General features: G+C 54.6%; 15 protein-coding genes, 3 tRNA genes, 3 rRNA genes and 1 riboswitch. Of the genes, 4 read left to right on the top strand and 17 right to left on the bottom strand.

The features are described 5' to 3' along the window. Positions 1-27: 27 nt before the first annotated feature. On the bottom strand, positions 28-1,260 hold the full coding sequence (locus JK621_RS17235) for an MFS transporter (protein WP_212556965.1): 1,233 nt from the start codon (positions 1,258-1,260) through the stop codon (positions 28-30). Positions 1,261-1,602: 342 nt separating this feature from the next. Between JK621_RS17235 and JK621_RS17230 the strand changes: the two genes are divergently transcribed. Continuing rightward, positions 1,603-3,126 carry a YifB family Mg chelatase-like AAA ATPase gene (locus JK621_RS17230; RefSeq protein WP_212556964.1) on the top strand — a complete coding sequence of 508 codons (1,524 nt, stop codon included), beginning with the start codon at positions 1,603-1,605 and terminating at the stop codon, positions 3,124-3,126. Between the two features lie 27 nt (positions 3,127-3,153). Here JK621_RS17230 and JK621_RS17225 read toward each other — a convergent pair whose 3' ends face one another. Beyond that, the gene (locus JK621_RS17225) at positions 3,154-3,492 is read right to left on the bottom strand and encodes a DUF413 domain-containing protein (protein ID WP_065506784.1); all 339 of its coding nucleotides are present in this window, start codon (positions 3,490-3,492) and stop codon (positions 3,154-3,156) included. A 119-nt stretch (positions 3,493-3,611) separates the two neighbouring features. Between JK621_RS17225 and hdfR the strand changes: the two genes are divergently transcribed. Beyond that, positions 3,612-4,439 (top strand): HTH-type transcriptional regulator HdfR, encoded by an 828-nt coding sequence (gene hdfR / locus JK621_RS17220; protein ID WP_212556963.1) that lies wholly within the window; start codon positions 3,612-3,614, stop codon positions 4,437-4,439. A 4-nt stretch (positions 4,440-4,443) separates the two neighbouring features. Here hdfR and yjfF read toward each other — a convergent pair whose 3' ends face one another. From yjfF to btuB, 12 genes are all read right to left on the bottom strand, one after another. Next, complete coding sequence (gene yjfF, locus JK621_RS17215; protein ID WP_013814974.1) at positions 4,444-5,436, bottom strand: galactofuranose ABC transporter, permease protein YjfF; 993 nt, start codon at positions 5,434-5,436, stop codon at positions 4,444-4,446. After that, positions 5,433-6,455: a galactofuranose ABC transporter, ATP-binding protein YtfT gene (gene ytfT / locus JK621_RS17210; RefSeq protein WP_212556962.1), complete on the bottom strand. Its 1,023-nt coding sequence runs from the start codon at positions 6,453-6,455 to the stop codon at positions 5,433-5,435. Before ytfT ends, yjfF begins: the two co-directional genes overlap by 4 nt. Then, a complete protein-coding gene (gene ytfR / locus JK621_RS17205; RefSeq protein ID WP_212556961.1) occupies positions 6,452-7,966 on the bottom strand; it encodes a galactofuranose ABC transporter, ATP-binding protein YtfR in 1,515 nt (504 codons plus the stop codon). The genes ytfT and ytfR overlap by 4 nt, the downstream gene beginning before the upstream one ends. A 23-nt stretch (positions 7,967-7,989) precedes the next feature. After that, positions 7,990-8,946: a galactofuranose ABC transporter, galactofuranose-binding protein YtfQ gene (ytfQ, locus tag JK621_RS17200; protein ID WP_004951740.1), complete on the bottom strand. Its 957-nt coding sequence runs from the start codon at positions 8,944-8,946 to the stop codon at positions 7,990-7,992. Positions 8,947-9,263: 317 nt separating this feature from the next. After that, a tRNA-Trp gene (locus JK621_RS17195) sits at positions 9,264-9,339 on the bottom strand. Positions 9,340-9,392: 53 nt separating this feature from the next. Next, positions 9,393-9,469: transfer RNA gene (locus tag JK621_RS17190), tRNA-Asp, on the bottom strand. Between the two features lie 95 nt (positions 9,470-9,564). After that, a 5S ribosomal RNA gene (rrf, locus tag JK621_RS17185) occupies positions 9,565-9,680 on the bottom strand. 102 nt (positions 9,681-9,782) lie between these two features. Then, positions 9,783-12,690: ribosomal RNA gene (locus JK621_RS17180) — 23S ribosomal RNA — on the bottom strand. A gap of 235 nt (positions 12,691-12,925) precedes the next feature. Next, positions 12,926-13,001: transfer RNA gene (locus tag JK621_RS17175), tRNA-Glu, on the bottom strand. A gap of 145 nt (positions 13,002-13,146) precedes the next feature. Further along, positions 13,147-14,688: ribosomal RNA gene (locus tag JK621_RS17170) — 16S ribosomal RNA — on the bottom strand. The 16S, 23S and 5S rRNA genes sit together here with 3 tRNA genes alongside, the layout of an rRNA operon. A 391-nt stretch (positions 14,689-15,079) precedes the next feature. After that, entirely contained in the window at positions 15,080-15,943 is an 864-nt protein-coding gene (murI, locus tag JK621_RS17165) for a glutamate racemase (protein ID WP_020457658.1), read from the bottom strand. Then, positions 15,888-17,780, bottom strand: a complete 1,893-nt coding sequence (btuB, locus tag JK621_RS17160) for a TonB-dependent vitamin B12 receptor BtuB (protein ID WP_212560222.1) — start codon at positions 17,778-17,780, stop codon at positions 15,888-15,890. The genes murI and btuB overlap by 56 nt, the downstream gene beginning before the upstream one ends. A 68-nt stretch (positions 17,781-17,848) precedes the next feature. Continuing rightward, a riboswitch (cobalamin riboswitch) is annotated at positions 17,849-18,069 on the bottom strand. A 113-nt stretch (positions 18,070-18,182) separates the two neighbouring features. On the opposite strand from btuB, the gene trmA reads away from it, so the two are divergent. Beyond that, positions 18,183-19,286: a tRNA (uridine(54)-C5)-methyltransferase TrmA gene (trmA, locus tag JK621_RS17155; protein WP_212556960.1), complete on the top strand. Its 1,104-nt coding sequence runs from the start codon at positions 18,183-18,185 to the stop codon at positions 19,284-19,286. 41 nt (positions 19,287-19,327) lie between these two features. On the opposite strand, the gene JK621_RS17150 is transcribed toward trmA, so the two are convergent. Then, the gene (locus tag JK621_RS17150) at positions 19,328-19,696 is read right to left on the bottom strand and encodes a YijD family membrane protein (RefSeq protein WP_212556959.1); all 369 of its coding nucleotides are present in this window, start codon (positions 19,694-19,696) and stop codon (positions 19,328-19,330) included. Positions 19,697-19,709: 13 nt separating this feature from the next. After that, positions 19,710-20,342 (bottom strand): HTH-type transcriptional repressor FabR, encoded by a 633-nt coding sequence (fabR, locus tag JK621_RS17145; RefSeq protein WP_006317771.1) that lies wholly within the window; start codon positions 20,340-20,342, stop codon positions 19,710-19,712. Positions 20,343-20,558: 216 nt separating this feature from the next. Here fabR and sthA point away from each other — a divergent pair, with 216 nt between their 5' ends. Continuing rightward, on the top strand, positions 20,559-21,956 hold the full coding sequence (sthA, locus tag JK621_RS17140) for a Si-specific NAD(P)(+) transhydrogenase (RefSeq protein ID WP_062869041.1): 1,398 nt from the start codon (positions 20,559-20,561) through the stop codon (positions 21,954-21,956). On the opposite strand, the gene oxyR is transcribed toward sthA, so the two are convergent. Beyond that, positions 21,939-22,856 (bottom strand): DNA-binding transcriptional regulator OxyR, encoded by a 918-nt coding sequence (gene oxyR / locus JK621_RS17135; protein WP_212556958.1) that lies wholly within the window; start codon positions 22,854-22,856, stop codon positions 21,939-21,941. The genes sthA and oxyR overlap by 18 nt on opposite strands. Positions 22,857-22,979 lie beyond the last annotated feature (123 nt).

The following is a 22,979-nucleotide window of genomic DNA, read 5'->3' as shown; positions in this document are numbered from 1 at the left end:
TCATACCTCGCGCAAACTCTCGCGATTTCAAACGTTAGCGTGCAGGCTTGAGGGGTTCGCCTCGCCAGAGATTGCCTTGCCGCGCGTATCCTTGCCGAAGAACACCAGCAGTGCGATCACTATCGCCACCGTCCCGGCAATGATCGCCATCGCCAACCCGTAGTTATGGCCGTGGTGAGCGGCAATCGTCGCTTGCAGCGTTGCGTTCACCGATGCGATCAGATTACCCAACTGATAAACGAATCCCGGCAGCACCGCACGGGTGTTCGCCGGTACCAGTTCGGTGAGATAAGTCGGCACCACGCCCCAGGCGCCCTGCACCATGAATTGCATCAAGAACGCGCCAATCCCCAGCATCAGCGAACCGCTGGAAAACGCCCACAGCGGGATCACCGGCAAGGCCAGCAGCGCAGCGATGATAATCGCTTTCCTGCGGCCAATTTTTTCCGATAGCGCGCCGAAGAAAACCCCGCCGATAATTGATGCGATATTGTAGCTAATAGCGATGATACTGACGGTTTTGGCATCGAAACCGTGCTGAACTTTCAGGAACACCGGATACATATCCTGGGTCCCGTGCGAGAAGAAATTGAATGCCGCCATCAGCAACACCAGATAGCCGCACAGTTTCCAGTGGCTCTTCAGCACCGGCAGCAACGCGCTGCTTTCCTTGCGTTCACGCGCCGCCAGCCACACCGGCGATTCCTGTACGCAATAATAAATAAATGGCAGCAGTAAAATCGGCGCCGCGCCGATCACAAACATGCCACGCCACCCCACCGCCTCAAAGAGCAGGCCATACACCACCGCCGCCAACAGGTACCCAAACGGATAGCCAGCCTGGAAGATCCCCGACATCAGGCCGCGTGAACGGTCCGGGATGGTTTCCATCGCCAGCGATGACGCCACGCCCCAAATCCCGCCCATCGCCACGCCGTACAATACCCGTAACAGCAAGAATACCGTCAGCGACGGCGCCGCAGCAGACAGCAGCTCAAACACCGAAAAGAAGACGATATTCAGCATCAAAATCGGTTTGCGGCCGTATTTTTCCGCCGCGCGGCCAAACATCAGCGCACCTATCGGGCGAACTGCCAGCGTCAACAGGATCGCCAGCGTCACCTCCTCCATACCGACATGGAAAGACTGCGCGATATCGCTGAGCAAAAACACCAGCACGAAGAAATCGAACGCATCGAGCGTCCAGCTTGAAAAGCTGGCGATAGCCGCATTGCGTTGTTGCGGGGTCCAACCAAACATAGTGTTATCCCTACTCCGGAGTACGAAATCATGAGGTTTAGCGGCTGCCGTGGCGGAACGCGTCGGCGGTCGGAGTTTGTTAACGAAGTGATTTTTATTTTAATCAATTGTTAAATACACCCGTTCACCCTCCGGCCGCAACAAGGTAAGCCTGCTAATGTGTTGCAGCGTTCGCGGAATTGTTAAGAGGTATTGCCCCCGCCTTGCGAAGCACTTCGCAAAATATTGCTATCCCTTTGAAATAAAATATCTACATTGCGGTTTTGCGCGCAGATACCTTAACGCTGCCGCGCCCCGACGGCCCTAATCCCGCATCATGTTGCCTTCAGCAAGGAGAGCAATATGTCACTGGCGGTTATCTATACCCGGGCAACGATGGGCGTTCAGGCCCCTTCGGTGACGGTAGAAGTGCATATCAGCAACGGGTTGCCCGGCCTGACCATGGTCGGTCTGCCGGAAACTACGGTGAAAGAAGCCCGCGATCGGGTACGCAGCGCGTTGATCAACAACGGTTTCACCTTTCCCGCCCGACGCATCACCGTCAATTTGGCACCGGCCGATCTTCCCAAAGAGGGCGGCCGTTACGATCTGCCGATAGCCCTGGCGATCCTCGCCGCCTCCGAACAACTGCCGGCCGATCGGCTGGCGCGCTACGAATTCCTCGGGGAGCTGGCGCTCTCCGGCGCTCTGCGGCGAGTAAGCGGCGCGATACCCGCCGCGCTGGCGGCTATGGATGCCGGAAGACAGCTGATTCTCGCGACGGCCAATGGTAAGGAAGTCGGCCTGATTGCGCAGAGTGAAACTCGGGTGGCGGAACACCTGCTGGAAGTGTGCGCCTTTCTGTTGGGCAAAGGTGTTTTACCGGTGGCCAGCGCCCCAGCCGCCGCCGAAAACCGGCAGGACCCTGCCGATCTGCAGGATATTCTGGGCCAGGAGCAGGCCAAGCGCGCGTTGGAGATCGCTGCAGCAGGGGGGCATAACCTGTTGCTGGTCGGCCCTCCGGGTACCGGGAAAACCATGTTGGCCAGTCGCCTCAATGGCCTGCTGCCGCCGCTGACCGACCGGGAGGCACTGGAAAGCGTGGCCGTAGCCAGTCTGCTGCATCACCCTGCTGAAACGCTGCCATGGCGCCAGCGGCCATTTCGCGCGCCGCATCACAGCGCCTCAATGGTTGCGCTGGTCGGCGGTGGCTCGCTGCCGCGGCCAGGGGAAATCTCCATGGCGCACAACGGCGTACTGTTTCTGGACGAGCTGCCGGAATTCGAACGGCGCGTGCTGGATGCCCTGCGTGAACCGCTGGAGTCTGGCGAAATCGTCATTTCACGCGCCAACGCCAAGGTCTGCTTTCCGGCCAGGGTGCAGTTGATCGCAGCCATGAATCCCAGCCCGACAGGACACTATCAGGGCATGCACAACCGCGCGTCACCGCAGCAGGTCCTGCGTTATCTTGGGCGGCTTTCAGGGCCGTTTCTCGATCGTTTCGATTTATCGATTGAGGTGCCGTTGCTGCCGCCGGGCGTTCTCAGTAAAAAGCGCGCCGGCGGAGAAAGCAGCATTCAGGTACGGGAGCGGGTATTGCAGGCACGTGAGAGGCAGCTCTGTCGGGCAGGAAAAATCAACGCTCTGTTGAGTAATCCTGAAGTCGAGCGGGATTGTACGCTTAGCGCAGCGGACGCCGATTTTCTTGAGGCTACGTTAAACAAGTTGGGATTATCGGTTCGCGCCTGGCAACGAATTTTAAAAGTGGCACGTACGCTGGCGGATTTGGCGGGGGATCGGGATATTGATAAGCGCCACCTGAGCGAAGCGCTTGGCTACCGCTGTATGGACCGCTTGTTGCTGCAGTTGCACCGCAGCCTGGAATAAAAATGGGGCCTAAAGGCCCCATCGTTATCAATCGTCGCTTTCGGTGTAGTCTTCCACCGCATCAGCCTGCGGCTTGCCACCGGACAGGGTATGGAATTTTTTCGGGCGACGTGTGCGCGCCAGATATTTAGCCCATACTTTTTCCTGGTCGGTTACCGGCTCACGCTCACCGTGACACACTGCGACGAACAGCTGTTCTTCTTCAGTGGCCGGCTGGCGTTTGCCTGCGTCCAGCTCGTTGAACGCATACCCGAAGCGCTCTAGCAATTGCGCTTCTTTAATGGTGAAATCGCCGTGACGGGAGAACCCGCGAGGATAATGTTTATTATCAAAAAAACGATTGGTCGTGGTGAAGCTATCCGCCATCTGACACGCTCCTAATTCTCTCATGGCCGTGCTGTTTATGGCGCGGAGTATTAGATAGGCTTGACATTGTGTAAAACAAAACATTTAAATCTTAACGATAAAAATTTCTGGAGATAGGTGTGGATACCGAATTACTGAAAACCTTTTTGGAGGTCAGTAGAACGCGTCACTTTGGCCGAGCCGCAGAATCCTTGTACTTAACGCAGTCTGCGGTCAGTTTCCGCATCCGCCAGTTAGAAAACCAATTAGGCGCGAATTTATTCACCCGTCACCGTAACAATATTCGCCTGACGCCCGCCGGAGAGCGGCTCCTGCCCTATGCTGAAAGCCTGATGACGACCTGGCAGTTGGCAAAAAAAGAGGTGGTGCGTTCGCTGCAGCATACCGAGTTGTCCATCGGTGCCACCGCATCTTTATGGGAGGCCTACCTAACCCCGTGGCTGCAATCGCTCTATCAACAACGTGGGGCGCTACAACTGGAAGCCAGGGTTGCGCTACGGCATTCTTTGGTAAAACAGCTGCATGAGCGACAGCTCGATTTGCTCATCACTACCGAACCGCCAAAGATGGATGAGCTGGCCAGCCAGCTACTGGGGAATTTCTCGCTGCGGCTATTCTCTTCCGCTCTACGTGACCAGCATGCGCCGATGCCGTATATCAAGCTGGAATGGGGAGCGGACTTTCATCAGCAAGAAAGCCGCATGCTGGAGGGTGATAGTCTGCCGGTGCTCACCACCACCTCGGCGCACCTGACCCGCCAGTTACTGGAAACCACCGGCGGCTGCGCCTTCCTGCCCAGCCAGTGGGAGAAGGACTATCCGCAGTTGGTCGCCACCGCCGAGATCCCGGCGATTATCCGCCCGCTGTATGCCGTGTGGCTGCAAAATAGCGATCAGCAGCCACTCATCCGGCAATTGCTGAAAATACCTTTAAACACCACAGCCTAAGACGCTATAACGGCTTTAGTCGGGGATGGCGTGGTTTGGTTCGTCTGTTGAGCCAAAACGCGCTCATCGCCTTCTGGAGGCCGATAAAGCAGAACAGCAGGATACCGATGACGATTTTGGTCCACCAGGAGCTAAGCGTACCGTCGAAGGTGATATAGCTCTGAATCAGCCCCTGGATCAGCACGCCAAACAGCGTGCCCAACACGGTGCCGACACCGCCGGTCAGCAGCGTGCCACCAATCACCACGGCGGCAATGGCATCCAGCTCGACACCGCTGGCCGCCAGCGCGTAGCCCGCAGAGGTATATAACGAGAAAATAATTCCGGACAGCGCCGCCAGCGTACCTGAAAGCATATAAATCAGCACAGTGGTGCGCTGCACCGGTACACCCATTAATGCCGCAGACACCCGGTTACCGCCGATGGCATAGACGTTATGGCCGAAGCGCGTGCGGTGTGCCAGCACCATGCCGACCGCCACCACCAACAGCATCACCAGCGCTAACAGCGTGAATCGGCCGCCACCCGGCAGTTTCCAGGCGTAGTTCGCCAGCGTCGCATACAGCGGATGATCAATGGGTATTGATTCTTCCGAAAGGATAAAACTCATGCCGCGTACGAAGAACATCCCAGCCAGCGTGATGATAAATGCCGGTAGCTTGAGCGCATCAATGATCCAGCCCATCAGAGCGCCAAAAGACGCTCCCATCAACAGAGCAATCACGAACGCATAACCCGGTGCAATGCCGTAAACGCCAATCAGCTTGGCCAACAATACGCCGGTGAAGGCGATCACCGAGCCAACCGACAGATCGATACCGCCGGACAGGATCACAAACGTCATCCCCACCGCCACAATGCCGAGAAACGCGTTGTCTGTCAGTAAATCGCACCATACCCGCGTTGACGCAAAGCTGGGGAACTGGGTGAGACAAAATCCGTAGCCCAGAAGAAAGACCACGAGGGTAATCAACAGCGACAGATTACGTTTGATCATGGTTTCCGTCTCCTTAACAGCCGGTGCAACGACACGCTCGGCGATTGAATCATCAGCACCGCCAGCACCACTACCGCCTTCAGCACCAGATTGAACTCCGGCCGATAGCCGGACAGCAGAATGCCGGTATTCATACCCTGGATTATTAATGCCCCAATGACCGACAAAAGAAGGTTAAAACGGCCGCCCAGCAAGGAGCCTCCGCCAATCACCACCGCTAAAATCGCATCCAGCTCCAGCCACAGCCCGGCATTATTGGCATCCGCGCCACGGATATCCGCAGTCACAATAATCCCGGCCACGGCGGCGCACAGCCCGCAGATCACATAGACTGCCATGATCACCCAGCGCGTACTCACTCCTGCATTGCGCGCCGAGCGCAGATTAATCCCCACCGCCTCGATAAACAGCCCCAGCGCGGTTTTGCGCGTCAGCAACCAGATCAACAACAGCATCACGGCGGCAATGATCGCCGGCATCGGCAAATACATCAGCGCGCCGCTGCCCAGTTGCGCCAAACCTTCGCGTTCGAAAGTGACGATTTGCCCTTCGGTGATCAGCTGTGCAATACCGCGCCCGGCCACCATCAACATCAGCGTGGCGACAATCGGTTGTATCTGCAGCACCGCCACCAGAAATCCGTTCCACAGGCCACACAACGCCCCCACGGCCAGCGCGGCGGCCAGCACATAACCCAGTGGATAGCCCGCGCTGGTCAGCGTTGCCGCCGTAGCACCGGCGATTGCCATCACCGCCCCCACTGAGAGGTCGATACCGCCGGTGGCGATCACCAGCGTCATGCCCAAGGCCAGCAACGCGACCGGCGCTCCGCGGTTAACGATGTCGATCACGCTGCCAAACAGACGACCATCCTGAATGTGGATGGAAAAGAAATTCGGGGCGACCAGGCTGTCGATCAGCAAAATCGCCGCCAGCGCTCCCAGCTGCGTCACCCCGGCAGGGAATACCCATTTGACTTTGCGTGGTCCACCGGTCATGGAGAAGCTCCTGTGGTTCATCCTGCCCCCTGTTGCACAGCAATAGCCTGCATAATCGCAGGTACCGTAATAGCCGCATGCTCAAGCTGCGTAACGTGTTTTCTGTCGCGCAATACCACGATGCGATCGGCATATCCCGCCAGTTCTTCCAGTTCGGAAGAGATCACCAGCAGCGCTAATCCTTCTTCACACAACCTTTCAATCAGCCGAATGATTTCAGCATGCGCACCAACATCAATCCCGCGCGTCGGTTCATCCAGGATCAGAAAACGGGGTTTGGTTGCCAACCAACGCGACAGCAGCACCTTCTGCTGATTCCCTCCGGACAGGTATTGGATCTGTTGCTCCGGGCCCGGCGTGCGAATACCTAACAATTGGATAAAACTCTCGGCAATGCGGGTTTGCTCTCGTAGCGAGAGCGGCTTTAACCAACCGCGCTGAGCCTGCAGCGCCAGAATGATGTTTTCTCGCACCGTCGCAGCGCCGATAATTCCGTCGGTTTTACGATCCTCCGGGCAATAACCGAAGCCGAGACTGGCAGCTTTGCGCGGCGTGCGAATATTCACCGCGCGGCCCTCCACTTTCGCACTGCCGCTATCATGCGATTTGATGCCAAATATCAGTTGGGCCGTTTCGGTGCGCCCCGACCCGAGCAGGCCTGCCAATCCGACAATCTCACCCGGCCTTATTCTCAGATCGAAGGGTTCAACCATGCCACGACGCCCGTAGCCGTTCAGTTCGACCAGCGGAGACGCATCCGTCGGCTCATGCTCGCCCCGCTTGAGCAACGCCTCGTCAAAGGCGTGACCGAGCATCATCTGGACCAGCTCCAGCCGTGGCAAGTCGTTGGCAGGCTTGGTGCCTACCAACCTACCGTTGCGCAGCACGGTAATGCGATCGCTGATGCGGTAAACCTGATCGAGGAAATGAGTGACAAAGATCATGCCTATCCCCTGCGATCGCAACTGACTGAGAATATCCAGCAGCATGGTGACTTCTTTAGCATCCAGGCTGGCTGTAGGCTCATCCAGGATCAGGACTTTGGCTGATAGGTCGACCGCCCGGGCGATGGCGACAATCTGCTGGATCGCAATCGAATAGTTGCCCAATGGCTGGCTGGCATCCAGCTGCAATCCATAACCCTGCAAAAGTTGCTGGGCCCGTCGCAGCATGGTTTTTTGATCGACCAGACCGAAACGGGTCGGTTCACGGCCGATAAACAAATTGGCGGCCACCGAGATATTCGCCAGCAGGTTAACTTCCTGATAAACCGTACCAATCCCCAACACCTGTGCCTGCGCAGTGCTTTGCGGCGCGATGGCTTTGCCCTCCAGCAGGATTTCACCGGCGGAACGCTGATAAACCCCGGTCAGCGCCTTGATCAGCGTGGATTTCCCCGCGCCGTTCTCACCCAACAGCGCCATGATCTCTCCGCGCTGCAGCGTGAAATCAACCTCTTCCAGCGCCTTTACGCCAGGAAACTCGACGGATAATCCCTTAATCGCCAATAACGTGGTCTGAGATGCGGCCATCTTTTGTCCCGTCGGTGAGTGGATTAATAGCCCATGCTTTTCTTCAGCTCGAATTCCTGTTTGGCGGTATCAGGCTGCAGCAGTTTCGATTCGGTCTGAATAAACTTCGCGGGTTGCGTTCCGTCTTTTTTCATCGCCAGCAGCGCGTCAAACGCAGGCCCTGCCATATTTGGCGTCAGCTCGACCGACGCATTGGCCTCGCCATTGATCATCGCTTTGAAGATATCGGGAACACCGTCGATGGAGACAATTTTAATTTGTGAGCCTGGTTTTAAGCCGGCTTCTTTGATCGCCTGAATGGCACCTATCGCCATATCGTCGTTGTGAGCGTATACGGCGCAGATATTTTTGCCGTTCTGCTCAGCCTTGATGAAGCTTTCCATCACCTCTTTACCCTTGCTGCGGGTGAAGTCACCGGATTGCGAACGGATGATTTTTACGTTGGCGGCGCTGGCGATACCGTCAGCAAAGCCTTTCTTGCGGTTGATTGCGACGCTGGCGCCCACGGTGCCTTGCAGTTCCACCACGTTACAAGGCTTGCCGGCTACCTCTTTTACCAGCCACTCACCCGCTACTTTGCCTTCATGCACACTGTCCGATGCCACAGCAGCGGTATACAGCGAGGGATCGTTCACCTCGATCATCCTGTCGAGCAGGAATACCGGGATTTTGGCCTCTTTTGCCTCTTGCAGCACCGGGGTCCAGCCGGTAGCGACAACGGGCGCAATGAAAATAGCGTCAACTCCCTGGGCAATAAAAGATCTTACCGCTTTGATCTGATTCTCTTGTTTTTGCTGCGCATCGGCGATTTTCAGCGTAATTCCGCGCTTTTCCGCTTCTTGTTTTGATACCTTGGTTTCTGCCGAGCGCCAGCCCGATTCAGAACCAATCTGAGAAAAACCGACGACCAGCGGTGCTGCCTGTGCCGTGCCGATCAATGCGCCCGTAATGGCGGCTGCTAACAGCAGACGTTTAACCATGTTGTTCTCCTCGCTTTGCACAGGGATGTGACTCCCTCCGACAGGGGTAGTCGTTGTTGTATATGCTGCATATTTTTCTGGTGAAGTTGGCGCCTAAAGGGTCGGGCGCTAATTAGGTGTAGCTGAAAATCAGGCAGGAATAATGCGCGGCATCACATCGCGGCAGAACAACCATTTTGTACATGGATTCAGCTAAAAATGTCTAAATTGGGAACGATTTCAGAGGGGTTTTTAGGCAATCTTTCAGAAGGGTAGCGGGGATTATGGAAATGCAGAAAGCAAAAAAAACCCTTCGCTTTCGCAAAGGGTTTTTAATATGGCAGGGGCGGAGAGACTCGAACTCGCGACACCCGGTTTTGGAGACCGGTGCTCTACCAACTGAGCTACACCCCTAAATCTCGCTTAACATTATGCCTGCTAAAATTAGCAGGCATAATTTAAATAAGTGGCGGAACGGACGGGGCTCGAACCCGCGACCCCCTGCGTGACAGGCAGGTATTCTAACCAACTGAACTACCGCTCCACCGGTTCTTTCACGTTACATCTTTCGATGTGGGCAAAATCGCTCTTGGCGATCCTGCTCATTACCGGGTGTCAAACCGATAACGTTTAATTGATGCCTGGCAGTGTCCTACTCTCGCATGGGGAGACCCCACACTACCATCGGCGCTACGGCGTTTCACTTCTGAGTTCGGCATGGGGTCAGGTGGGACCACCGCGCTATTGCCGCCAGGCAAATTCTGTTTCATTCCAACCGCTTCACTCTCGTGTCGCCATCGAAACCAATCTCGGAACTTCGCTGAAAATCTCTCAAATCAAAACACCTTCGGTGTTGTAAGGTTAAGCCTCACGGATCATTAGTACTGGTTAGCTCAATGCATCGCTGCACTTACACACCCAGCCTATCAACGTCTTAGTCTTAAACGTTCCTTCAGGGGCCTTAAAGGCCCAGGGAAGACTCATCTCGAGGCAAGTTTCGCGCTTAGATGCTTTCAGCGCTTATCTTTTCCGCACTTAGCTACCGGGCAGTGCCATTGGCATGACAACCCGAACACCAGTGGTGCGTTCACTCCGGTCCTCTCGTACTAGGAGCAACCCCTCTCAATCTTCCAACGCCCACGGCAGATAGGGACCGAACTGTCTCACGACGTTCTAAACCCAGCTCGCGTACCACTTTAAATGGCGAACAGCCATACCCTTGGGACCTACTTCAGCCCCAGGATGTGATGAGCCGACATCGAGGTGCCAAACACCGCCGTCGATATGAACTCTTGGGCGGTATCAGCCTGTTATCCCCGGAGTACCTTTTATCCGTTGAGCGATGGCCCTTCCATTCAGAACCACCGGATCACTAAGACCTACTTTCGTACCTGCTCGAGCCGTCACTCTCGCAGTCAAGCTAGCTTATGCCTTTGCACTAACCTCACGATGTCCGACCGTGATTAGCTAACCTTCGTGCTCCTCCGTTACTCTTTGGGAGGAGACCGCCCCAGTCAAACTACCCACCAGACACTGTCCTCACCCCGGATTACGGGGCCGAGTTAGAACATCAAACATTAAAGGGTGGTATTTCAAGGTTGGCTCCACGCAGACTGGCGTCCACGCTTCAAAGCCTCCCACCTATCCTACACATCAAGGCTCAATGTTCAGTGTCAAGCTATAGTAAAGGTTCACGGGGTCTTTCCGTCTTGCCGCGGGTACACTGCATCTTCACAGCGAGTTCAATTTCACTGAGTCTCGGGTGGAGACAGCCTGGCCATCATTACGCCATTCGTGCAGGTCGGAACTTACCCGACAAGGAATTTCGCTACCTTAGGACCGTTATAGTTACGGCCGCCGTTTACTGGGGCTTCGATCAAGAGCTTCGCCTTGCGGCTGACCCCATCAATTAACCTTCCAGCACCGGGCAGGCGTCACACCGTATACGTCCACTTTCGTGTTTGCACAGTGCTGTGTTTTTATTAAACAGTTGCAGCCAGCTGGTATCTGCGACTGGCTTCAGCTCCGAGAGCAAGTCTCTTCACCTACGCGCCAGCGTGCCTTCTCCCGAAGTTACGGCACCATTTTGCCTAGTTCCTTCACCCGAGTTCTCTCAAGCGCCTGGGTATTCTCTACCTGACCACCTGTGTCGGTTTGGGGTACGATTCTGTGTTACCTGATGCTTAGAGGCTTTTCCTGGAAGCTTGGCATCAACTACTTCTGCACCGTAGTGCATCGTCATCACGCCTCAGGGTTGAATAAGAGAACGGATTTACCAATTCTCTCCCCCTACACGCTTAAACCGGGACAACCGTCGCCCGGCTAGCCTAGCCTTCTCCGTCCCCCCTTCGCAGTAACACCGAGTACAGGAATATTAACCTGTTTCCCATCGACTACGCCTTTCGGCCTCGCCTTAGGGGTCGACTCACCCTGCCCCGATTAACGTTGGACAGGAACCCTTGGTCTTCCGGCGAGCGGGTTTTTCACCCGCTTTATCGTTACTTATGTCAGCATTCGCACTTCTGATACCTCCAGCAACCCTCACAGGCCACCTTCAACGGCTTACAGAACGCTCCCCTACCCAACAACGCTAAGCGTCGCTGCCGCAGCTTCGGTGCATGGTTTAGCCCCGTTACATCTTCCGCGCAGGCCGACTCGACCAGTGAGCTATTACGCTTTCTTTAAATGATGGCTGCTTCTAAGCCAACATCCTGGCTGTCTATGCCTTCCCACATCGTTTCCCACTTAACCATGACTTTGGGACCTTAGCTGGCGGTCTGGGTTGTTTCCCTCTTCACGACGGACGTTAGCACCCGCCGTGTGTCTCCCGTGATAACATTCTTCGGTATTCGGAGTTTGCATCGGTTTGGTAAGCCGGGATGGCCCCCTAGCCGAAACAGTGCTCTACCCCCGAAGATGAGTTCACGAGGCGCTACCTAAATAGCTTTCGGGGAGAACCAGCTATCTCCCGGTTTGATTGGCCTTTCACCCCCAGCCACAAGTCATCCGCTAATTTTTCAACATTAGTCGGTTCGGTCCTCCAGTTAGTGTTACCCAACCTTCAACCTGCCCATGGCTAGATCACCGGGTTTCGGGTCTATACCTTGCAACTATTCGCCCAGTTAAGACTCGGTTTCCCTACGGCTCCCCTATACGGTTAACCTTGCTACAAAATATAAGTCGCTGACCCATTATACAAAAGGTACGCAGTCACACCACGAAGGTGCTCCCACTGCTTGTACGTACACGGTTTCAGGTTCTATTTCACTCCCCTCGCCGGGGTTCTTTTCGCCTTTCCCTCACGGTACTGGTTCACTATCGGTCAGTCAGGAGTATTTAGCCTTGGAGGATGGTCCCCCCATATTCAGACAGGATGTCACGTGTCCCGCCCTACTCATCGAACTCACAGAATGTGCATTTTAGTGTACGGGACTATCACCCTTTACTGTGCGACTTTCCAGACGCTTCCACTAACACACAAACTGATTCAGGTTCTGGGCTGTTCCCCGTTCGCTCGCCGCTACTGGGGGAATCTCGGTTGATTTCTTTTCCTCGGGGTACTTAGATGTTTCAGTTCCCCCGGTTCGCCTCGTATGGCTATGTATTCACCATACGATAGTGTGTCGAAACACACTGGGTTTCCCCATTCGGGTATTGCCGGTTATAACGGTTCATATCACCTTACCGACACTTTTCGCAGATTAGCACGCCCTTCATCGCCTCTGACTGCCTAGGCATCCACCGTGTACGCTTAGTCACTTAACCTCACAACCCGAAGATGTTTCCATCGTTCGCATTGCTACATTTGAGAGACTCTATGACAGGTTAATCCTTATCCCAATACATCTACGGAGGGATAAGTTTCAGCTGTCATGTTTCAATTTTCAGCTTGTTCCAGATTGTTAAAGAGCAATATCTTAAACACGACTCGCAAGAGTCATCTTTAAGATGTTTTCGGTGATGACTCACCGGTGATAATGTCTTTCACTCATTATCGGATTGGCGTCCCCAAGGGGATTCGAACCCCTGTTACAGCCGTGAAAGGGCAGTGTCCTAGGCCTCTAGACGATGGGGACACGAAAATCCGATTAAACTGAACGTTTTAATCGGTTCGTATCAGCATGAGTCAGAGACTCATTACATCAACAGGTAGCGCTTTTGCTCATTACTTTTTCATCAGACAATCTGTGTGAGCACGCCACGCGAATCAATATCATTAGGTAAGGAGGTGATCCAACCGCAGGTTCCCCTACGGTTACCTTGTTACGACTTCACCCCAGTCATGAATCACAAAGTGGTAAGCGCCCTCCCGAAGGTTAAGCTACCTACTTCTTTTGCAACCCACTCCCATGGTGTGACGGGCGGTGTGTACAAGGCCCGGGAACGTATTCACCGTAGCATTCTGATCTACGATTACTAGCGATTCCGACTTCATGGAGTCGAGTTGCAGACTCCAATCCGGACTACGACGTACTTTATGAGGTCCGCTTGCTCTCGCGAGTTCGCTTCTCTTTGTATACGCCATTGTAGCACGTGTGTAGCCCTACTCGTAAGGGCCATGATGACTTGACGTCATCCCCACCTTCCTCCGGTTTATCACCGGCAGTCTCCTTTGAGTTCCCGACCGAATCGCTGGCAACAAAGGATAAGGGTTGCGCTCGTTGCGGGACTTAACCCAACATTTCACAACACGAGCTGACGACAGCCATGCAGCACCTGTCTCAGAGTTCCCGAAGGCACTAAGCTATCTCTAGCGAATTCTCTGGATGTCAAGAGTAGGTAAGGTTCTTCGCGTTGCATCGAATTAAACCACATGCTCCACCGCTTGTGCGGGCCCCCGTCAATTCATTTGAGTTTTAACCTTGCGGCCGTACTCCCCAGGCGGTCGATTTAACGCGTTAGCTCCGGAAGCCACGCCTCAAGGGCACAACCTCCAAATCGACATCGTTTACAGCGTGGACTACCAGGGTATCTAATCCTGTTTGCTCCCCACGCTTTCGCACCTGAGCGTCAGTCTTTGTCCAGGGGGCCGCCTTCGCCACCGGTATTCCTCCAGATCTCTACGCATTTCACCGCTACACCTGGAATTCTACCCCCCTCTACAAGACTCTAGCTTGCCAGTTTCAAATGCAGTTCCCACGTTAAGCGCGGGGATTTCACATCTGACTTAACAAACCGCCTGCGTGCGCTTTACGCCCAGTAATTCCGATTAACGCTTGCACCCTCCGTATTACCGCGGCTGCTGGCACGGAGTTAGCCGGTGCTTCTTCTGCGAGTAACGTCAATGCAATGTGCTATTAACACACTACCCTTCCTCCTCGCTGAAAGTGCTTTACAACCCTAAGGCCTTCTTCACACACGCGGCATGGCTGCATCAGGCTTGCGCCCATTGTGCAATATTCCCCACTGCTGCCTCCCGTAGGAGTCTGGACCGTGTCTCAGTTCCAGTGTGGCTGGTCATCCTCTCAGACCAGCTAGGGATCGTCGCCTAGGTGAGCCATTACCCCACCTACTAGCTAATCCCATCTGGGCACATCTGATGGCGTGAGGCCCGAAGGTCCCCCACTTTGGTCCGTAGACGTTATGCGGTATTAGCTACCGTTTCCAGTAGTTATCCCCCTCCATCAGGCAGTTTCCCAGACATTACTCACCCGTCCGCCGCTCGTCACCCAGAGAGCAAGCTCTCTTGTGCTACCGCTCGACTTGCATGTGTTAGGCCTGCCGCCAGCGTTCAATCTGAGCCATGATCAAACTCTTCAATTTAAAAGTTCGATTTGCTTCAACTCGTGAAGCGATGCTCAAAGGTTACTAAATGAATTTTACTTCAGTAGTCACTCTTCAAGACTTGATATTTTTTCGAACCCGAAGGTTCTGGATATCGTCTTGTGGAGTGCCCACACAGATTGTCTGATAAATTGTTAAAGAGCAGTGAGTTAGCCGCCGTAGCTTGCTATCTCGAGGTGGCGTATACTACGCTTTTCACCCGAAGAGTCAAGCGTTTATTTCGCTTTTCTCTTACCGACCTGGCGACGCGTTCTCGTTAGAGGAGTCGTTGTTCCCGGTCAGTGGAGGCGCATTATAGGGAGTTCTCAGAAGGCCGCAACCCCTAAATGCAAAATTTTTTCCAACCGTCGAATGTTTAACCAAAACACTGTTAAAGAGGTAGTTTTTTCAACGATTTAAAGCCGTATCCCTGCAAAACGGGCAATAAAGCGTCAGTGTCTTCATTCAACGCCATGCAATACGCCAGATTATCTTCCTGAGTCGACACCAGATTTTCCTGCGAAGAGATAAGCCAAGCGGTGCGACGGGCAATAGCCGCGCCGGAATCTACCAACCGGGTTCCCTCAGGCAACACCTGCATTAACTCTTCTGCTAATAGAGGGAAGTGGGTGCAACCGAGTACCACGGTATCCGGCGGCTCGCGCATGCTCAGCCATGGATGCAGAATTTTCTTCAGCGTGGCCAGCGGTACGGCTTCACCGTGCAGCTTGGCTTCCGCCAGTTCCACCAGCTCTGAAGATCCCAATAGCTCGATCTTGCAGTCGGTGGCAAAGCGGGCAATCAACTCATGAGTATAGGTGCGTTGTACCGTACCACGGGTAGCCAACAGGCCCACGACGCCATTGGCGGTCAAGCGGGCAGCAGGTTTAATCGCGGGCACAACGCCCACTACCGGGAAGGTAAAGCGCTCGCGCAGCGCCGGCAGCGATACGGTACTGGCGGTATTACAGGCGATGACGACAATCGCCAGAGGATGGCGTTGCTGTACCGCGCTGACAATCTCCAGCACGCGTTCAACGATAAACTCTTCGGATTTCTCGCCGTAGGGGAACGCCACGTTATCGAAGGCATAGATATAGTGGAGGTCCGGCAGCAATTGCCGAACCTCTTGATACACCGACAGCCCGCCGACGCCGGAATCAAATACCAGCACCGTCGGGCGGGGCGTCGCGGTGGTGTTAGAAGGTATAGCTTCCAGTGAGGTAGTATTCTCTTCCTGGAGTAGCGTAGCCATAAGCCGTCTCATAATCTTTATCAAACAGGTTGGCAATTCTACCACGAACTGTCAGATGAGATGTGACCGGATACGAAACTGCGAGATCCCACAGGCTGACACCGCCGAGTTTGACAGTACGCGTGGTGTAACCACTGTAGTCGCCATCGTAACGTTCGCCCAGATAATGGTAGGTTACCGCCCAGTCAAAATCATAGACCTGCCAATCCAACTCATACTTCACCTGCTGTTTAGCGCGGCGCAGCAGAACTTCATTGGTTTTGGCGTTGCGTGGATCAACATAGTCATAACCAATCTGGTGGGTAAACAACCCGGTATCGAAGGAAGCCGTAGCTTCGACACCTTTAATGGTTGCCTTATTAACGTTGTAATAAGCAGAACCAGAACCACTGGATGCATAGCTGATCAGGTTATCTATATCGTTACGATAGCCTGTAACACGCCAGGTAACTGGCCCGGTCAATCCCTCAAAGCCACCTTCCCACTGCTTGCTTTCTTCTGGCTTCAAATCCGGGTTGCCGCCAAAGCTACCGTACTGCTGCCCTAAATTCGGTGCTTTAAACGCAGTGCCATAAGAGGCAATGGCGCGATAACCCTCGACAAACTCCCAGGCCGCGCTGGTTTGCCAAGTGCCATGCCAACCAAACTGCGAGTTATCATCCCCCCGTACGGATCCTTCCAAGGTAAAGGCATCAATTTGTTGCTGCGCAGTCAGATAAAGTCCGGTATTACGCTGGCTCTTGCTGTCAGTAATATAAGCCGTACCCGGCTCAATTTTCTGATCCTGCCAATCAACACCAGTACTGATATTTCCCTTGGCAACCTGGAATGTATTGCCCCACTGCACATTGTATTGTGTGGAATCATCCAAAGTAGCGGAAGCAGAATAAGGACCATACTTGGGATCGTAGTTATAGTCCTTTGCGTGGCTATAACTGGCAATCAACTGGGTAGCATAAATACCGTCCTGATAACGCAGACCGCTATCCCAACTTTGGCTATAGAGCTGGCGGGTGTCAGGCAGCGCATCAAAATGTGCCGGGTCAGAATAGCTGTAATTGCCATCATAAGCCGTTCGGTTGTCATAGCCGTAACCACGAACAAAGCCGCTGAACGCCTCATTAAACTTATGCTCTATACCGCCATATAGGGATTTGCTCATGAAACCGTCGCGATCGGATTGCGCTGGGTTGCCAAAACTGTCCGGCAGGTTCGCCACGACATCATAACCTTTGGTATAGGTGTAATTACCGGCGACTGTTGCAACCGTGTTGTCACCCAGTTGCTGCTGAGTGGACGCGTCATAGGCCTGATAGCCGTTTGAACCCATACCGGCGGAAAGCGTGCTGCCGTTCTTCTCGCGGGTGGTAATAATGTTGACCACGCCGCCGATAGCATCGGAACCATAAACGGCCGAACGCGGCCCGCGGATAAACTCAACTTTCTGCACCAGCGAGATCGGGATCTGGCTGAGGTCGGAAGAACCGCTGACACCGGCCTGATTAAGGCGAATGCCGTCAATCAGCACCAGTACGTGGCTGGAGTTGGTACCACGAACAAATAGTGAACTGGTTTGCCCCAACCCGCCGTTTTGCGACACATCCACACCCGGCAGGCGGCGCATCACGTCAGTCAGGCTTTTGGCCTGCCAGCGATCGATATCATCACGGGTAACCACAGAGGTGGGGGCCAGCACGGAAGAAACCGGCTGCGGGAAACGGTTAGCGGTAACCACCAGGTTCTCGCTGTTATTCGCTGTAGTGTTGTCTTGTGCCCAGCCAGAAAAAGCCGTGACGGAGGAAACCACCATCAGCAGCGTATTTTTTGTAATTGTCATGAAAAAGCATCCAAACTTAATTGGCGGATGCCGCAGGATCATGGCCGATATTTCGCGACGACCACGGACATTGCGACGTAACACCGGCAGGTCTTCGGGCTTGGGAGTTGCGGGTTGTTTATGAGCAACCTGCACCAGGCGATGACTTCCCGTCCTGCAGTGGACAGTGTCTGCGTAAAAACGCTATCGCCATGACTTCCCCTTACCGCTGCGCGTCAGCTCCGGATTCACACCGGATTCCCTTTTCACTCGCTGCTTGAGGCCGGACGGCAATGCTACGATCAATGTAAATAGATGTCTAGACTTCCACCAATGTTACAAATAATAAACACGACAAAACTGGACTTCACGGGCTGATTCCCTACAATCCCCGCTGATCAAATTTGCCTGACGAGAAGAAACATGACGCCCGAGAATTTGCCTATTGAACGTTACGATGACCAACTGGCGGAGAAAACTGCCCGGCTGAAGACGCTGATGTCACCGTTCACGGCAGCCGAGCCGGAAGTGTTCCGCTCGCAAGTCGAGCATTACCGCATGCGCGCCGAATTCCGCATCTGGCATGATGAAGACGAGATGTACCACATCATGTTTGACCAGCAGACCAAGCAACGCATCCGCGTCGATCGGTTCCCGGCCGCCAGCGAATTGATTAACCGCCTGATGAGCGCGCTGATCGCCGCTATCAAGCCGGAGCCCCTCCTGCGCCGCAAGCTGTTCCAGATTGACTATCTGTCGACCCGCAGCGGCAAAATCATTGCTTCGTTGCTGTATCACCGCAAACTGGATGAAGCCTGGCAACAACAAGCCGAAAAGCTGCGTGACAACCTGCGCGCGCAAGGCTTTGATTTGCAGCTGATTGGCCGCGCGTCGAAAATGAAAATCATGCTGGATCAGGATTACGTGGACGAAGTCCTGCCGGTCGCCGGCCGCGACATGATCTACCGCCAGGTGGAAAACAGCTTCACCCAGCCGAACGCCGCGATGAATATACAGATGCTGGAATGGGCACTGGACGTAACGGCAGGCTCTAAAGGCGATTTGCTGGAACTCTACTGCGGCAACGGCAACTTCTCGCTGGCGCTGGCGCGTAACTTCGAGCGGGTGTTGGCCACCGAAATCGCCAAACCTTCGGTCGCCGCGGCGCAGTACAACATTGCGGCCAACCATATCGATAACGTACAGATTATCCGCATGGCGGCGGAAGATTTTACCCAGGCGATGAACGGGGTGCGGGAGTTTAACCGGCTGAAAGGTATCGATCTGAGCAGCTATAACTGCGAAACCATTTTTGTCGATCCGCCGCGCAGCGGGCTGGACGATGAAACGGTAAAAATGGTGCAAACCTATCCGCGTATTCTGTATATCTCATGCAACCCGGAAACGCTGTGCGCCAACCTGGAAACGCTGCAGGAGACGCACCGGGTCAGTCGCCTGGCGCTGTTTGATCAGTTCCCGTACACCCATCATATGGAATGCGGCGTGCTGTTGGAAAAACGCGTTTAACCCGACAGGGGCGGCGTTGTTGCGCCCCTGCCTGGTCACCTTTATACCTGCGAACTCCCCTCCGGCGCCTTGCGCGCCTTCAGCTTCACGCCAATCCAGAGCACCAGCGCCACAGCGACAATCGCCGGCAAGAAGTTAGAGCCAATCTGCGGGTATTCAGCGCGCACGATCGCACTGTATAACAGCACCCCCAACAGGAAACAGGCGGCGGCCAGCTTTGGCATGCCGTCCGGCATGACGCGATGCAGATAGCGCTGGTGCAGGCAGTACACCGCCAGAACCAAAGCGATTATCGGGAAAATAGAAAACGGTACCACCGAGCTGAACAAGGCGGCAAACGAACCGTTGATTGAAAGACCGGCAATCAACGCCAGCAGTAAAGTGCCATTCTCACGGCCTGATTTTTCCATCACTTTCTACCTTTTATACGTGGGACACAGAAGCTTTTTCTTGCTCGCGGCGATACCAGTAATAAGCGCCCTTGGAAATCATCCGCAGTTGCAACACTAAACGTTCCTCAAGCCGACGCCGTTGGTCGATGTCAATGTCCAGCGCTTCGGCGCCGGCGCTGAACACGATGGTCACCATGGCTTCCGCCTGCGCTTCGGTGAAGCTGCGCGGCATATGGTTTTCCAGCTCGAGGTAATCCGCCAGCTCGGCGATAAAATGTTGGATCTCGCGTGCCACCGCCGCACGGAAGGCGGCTGAAGTACCGGAACGCTCACGCAACAGCAGGCGGAAGGCGTTGGGATTATTGCCGATAAACTCCATAAAAGTGGAGACCGAGGTGCGGATCACGCTGCCGCCCTTGGCGATACGCTGACGTGCCTGCCGCATCAGTTGGCGCAGCATCAGGCCACTCTCATCGACCATGGTTAGCCCAAGCTCGTCCACGTCACGGAAGTGGCGGTAAAATGATGTGGGCGCGATGCCCGCCTCGCGTGAGACCTCGCGCAAACTCAGGCTGGCAAAGCTGCGTTCGGCGCTTAGCTGGCTGAATGCCGCCTCAATGAGGGAACGACGAGTCCGTTCTTTTTGTTGTGCTCTGACGCCCATATGCATATCCAGATAAGATCCATTCATTGAGTCTAACGCCGCTGAGTCGGCAATATAGCAAATTTTATTGCAACAGCATTTATACAAACGCGTCCTGTCACAGTTTCAGCCTGTACCATTTGTGCTTTGCCTCAAAAAGACTAATGGTGATTGGGCGCTCAGCGCTATGATGTTAAGATACCGTTGTAATTTTGTATAAGAACAGGTCTCTCCTACATGCAACAGCACTATCAATTTGATGCCATTGTAATTGGCTCGGGCCCTGGTGGTGAAGGTGCCGCTATGGGGCTGGTGAAACAGGGCGCCCGCGTGGCCGTTATCGAACGGTACAATAATGTGGGCGGCGGATGTACTCATTGGGGTACCATCCCGTCCAAAGCCCTCCGCCACGCCGTCAGCCGCATTATCGAATTCAACCAGAACCCGCTTTACAACAATTCACGCACGCTCAGTGCAACCTTCCCTGACATTTTACGCCACGCCGATAACGTCATTAATCAGCAAACCCGAATGCGCCAGGGTTTCTATGAACGCAACCAGTGCAAACTGTTCGCCGGCGATGCACGCTTTATCGACGCCAATACCGTCAGCGTCAGCTACATGGATGGCACTCAGGACACCATTCGCGCCGATCATATCGTGATCGCCTGCGGCTCGCGCCCTTACCACCCGGCCAGCGTCGACTTTAACCATCCGCGCATCTATGACAGCGATTCCATTCTCGAACTGAGCCACGAACCGCGCCACGTGATCATTTACGGCGCAGGGGTGATCGGCTGTGAATATGCGTCGATTTTCCGTGGTCTTAACGTGAAGGTGGATCTGATCAACACCCGCGATCGCCTGCTGGCATTCCTCGATCAGGAAATGTCGGACTCGCTGTCATACCACTTCTGGAACAACGGCGTGGTGATCCGTCACAACGAAGAGTTCGAGAAGATCGAAGGCACCGAAGACGGCGTGATTGTTCACCTGAAATCCGGCAAGAAGGTGAAAGCGGATTGCCTGCTGTACGCCAACGGGCGTACCGGCAACACCGATTCACTCGGGCTGGAGAATGTCGGTCTGGAGTCGGACAGCCGCGGCCTGCTGAAAGTGAACAGCATGTACCAAACCGCGCTGGCGCACATTTACGCCGTGGGTGACGTGATTGGTTATCCGAGCCTGGCATCCGCCGCTTACGATCAGGGCCGCATCGCCGCACAGGCGATCGCCTCCGGCGAAGCCAGTGGACATCTGATCGAAGATATCCCGACCGGTATCTACACCATTCCGGAAATCAGTTCCGTCGGCAAAACCGAGCAGGAACTGACGGCGATGAAAGTGCCGTACGAAGTGGGCCGCGCCCAGTTCAAGCATCTGGCACGTGCGCAGATTGCCGGGATGAACGTCGGCAGCCTGAAGATCCTGTTCCACCGCGACACCCTGCAGATCCTCGGGATCCACTGCTTCGGCGAGCGTGCGGCGGAGATCATCCACATCGGTCAGGCGATCATGGAACAGAAAGGTGAAGGCAATACTATCGAATATTTCGTTAATACGACCTTCAACTATCCGACCATGGCCGAAGCCTACCGGGTGGCAGCGCTAAACGGTCTAAACCGCCTGTTTTAACGTGGTACTGAAGTAGTTCTGCATGTGCTCGCGGATCGCCTCGGCCAATTGCTCATAACGACTGCGCAATGGGGAACCGGGGCGGTACACCAGCGCAATGGTGCGCTTCGGTTCCGGTTTATAACAGTCGAGGTAGCAGACGCCGTCTCGCTCACGCTGCGACGGTACCGCAAGCGTTGGCAACAGGGTAATGCCGCTGCCTGCCGCCACCATATTGCGCAGCGTTTCCAGACTGGTCGCGCGGAAGTGAGTATCCTCGTCCGCCCCCGCCTGGAAGCAAAAGCCCATCGCCTGATCGCGCAGGCAGTGGCCGTCTTCCAGCATCAGCAGTTTTTCGCCCGCCAAATCCGGCATCGCCACGCGATCGCGCTGCGCCCATGGGTGATCGGAATACACCGCCAGCTTCATCGGCTCATCAAATAGCGGTACTTCGATAAAGGCTTCCGTTTCCTTCACCAGCGCCAGAATGGCGCAGTCCAGCTTGCCGCTGTCGAGCTGCGCCAGCAGCTGATGGGTCTGCGCTTCATGCAGGTACATTTCCAGCTTGGGAAAGGTTTTGTGCAGGGTAGGAATGATCTGCGGCAACAAATAAGGCCCGACGGTCGGGATCAAGCCGATATGCAGCGGCCCTGACATCGCTTCCCCTTGTTGGCTGGCCATCTCTTTCAGGACTTTGACTTCGCGCAGCACGGTACGCGCCTGCTCCACCAGCAACAGGCCCGCCTGGGTGAATAACACCTTGCGGCTGGTACGTTCGAGTAACATCACGCCCAGTTCGTCTTCCAGCTTGCGGATCTGCCCACTGAGAGTGGGTTGGCTAACATGGCATGAATCGGCGGCACGGCGGAAATGCCGATGCTCGGCCAAGGCGACCAGGTACTCTAAATCACGAATATTCATTTTTTCCCTCCAGACCATGATAGCTCATGGCGATAGATAAGATAGCAATGAGCGATTAGATCTATCAACCCCCGACGTCAATAATGTGTCTTAACGAAGCGATACAGCGCTAACAGCAAAAAA

It is taken from the genome of Serratia plymuthica, from assembly GCF_018336935.1.
Taxonomy (GTDB): domain Bacteria; phylum Pseudomonadota; class Gammaproteobacteria; order Enterobacterales; family Enterobacteriaceae; genus Serratia; species Serratia plymuthica_B.
Note: the sequence above shows the minus strand (reverse complement) of the source record. Positions and strands in the feature narration are given on the sequence as shown.

Bases quoted from the DNA above. Each gene is read 5' to 3' on its own strand.
- JK621_RS17235 (WP_212556965.1), bottom strand. From the start codon at position 1,260: ATGTTTGGTTGGACCCCGCAACAACGCAATGCGGCTATCGCCAGCTTT.
- btuB (WP_212560222.1), bottom strand. From the start codon at position 17,780: ATGACAATTACAAAAAATACGCTGCTGATGGTGGTTTCCTCCGTCACG.
- JK621_RS17225 (WP_065506784.1), bottom strand. From the start codon at position 3,492: ATGGCGGATAGCTTCACCACGACCAATCGTTTTTTTGATAATAAACAT.
- yjfF (WP_013814974.1), bottom strand. From the start codon at position 5,436: ATGATCAAACGTAATCTGTCGCTGTTGATTACCCTCGTGGTCTTTCTT.
- sthA (WP_062869041.1), top strand. From the start codon at position 20,559: ATGCAACAGCACTATCAATTTGATGCCATTGTAATTGGCTCGGGCCCT.
- ytfR (WP_212556961.1), bottom strand. From the start codon at position 7,966: ATGGCCGCATCTCAGACCACGTTATTGGCGATTAAGGGATTATCCGTC.
- JK621_RS17150 (WP_212556959.1), bottom strand. From the start codon at position 19,696: ATGGAAAAATCAGGCCGTGAGAATGGCACTTTACTGCTGGCGTTGATT.
- trmA (WP_212556960.1), top strand. From the start codon at position 18,183: ATGACGCCCGAGAATTTGCCTATTGAACGTTACGATGACCAACTGGCG.
- fabR (WP_006317771.1), bottom strand. From the start codon at position 20,342: ATGGGCGTCAGAGCACAACAAAAAGAACGGACTCGTCGTTCCCTCATT.
- ytfT (WP_212556962.1), bottom strand. From the start codon at position 6,455: ATGAACCACAGGAGCTTCTCCATGACCGGTGGACCACGCAAAGTCAAA.
- JK621_RS17230 (WP_212556964.1), top strand. From the start codon at position 1,603: ATGTCACTGGCGGTTATCTATACCCGGGCAACGATGGGCGTTCAGGCC.
- oxyR (WP_212556958.1), bottom strand. From the start codon at position 22,856: ATGAATATTCGTGATTTAGAGTACCTGGTCGCCTTGGCCGAGCATCGG.
- murI (WP_020457658.1), bottom strand. From the start codon at position 15,943: ATGGCTACGCTACTCCAGGAAGAGAATACTACCTCACTGGAAGCTATA.
- ytfQ (WP_004951740.1), bottom strand. From the start codon at position 8,946: ATGGTTAAACGTCTGCTGTTAGCAGCCGCCATTACGGGCGCATTGATC.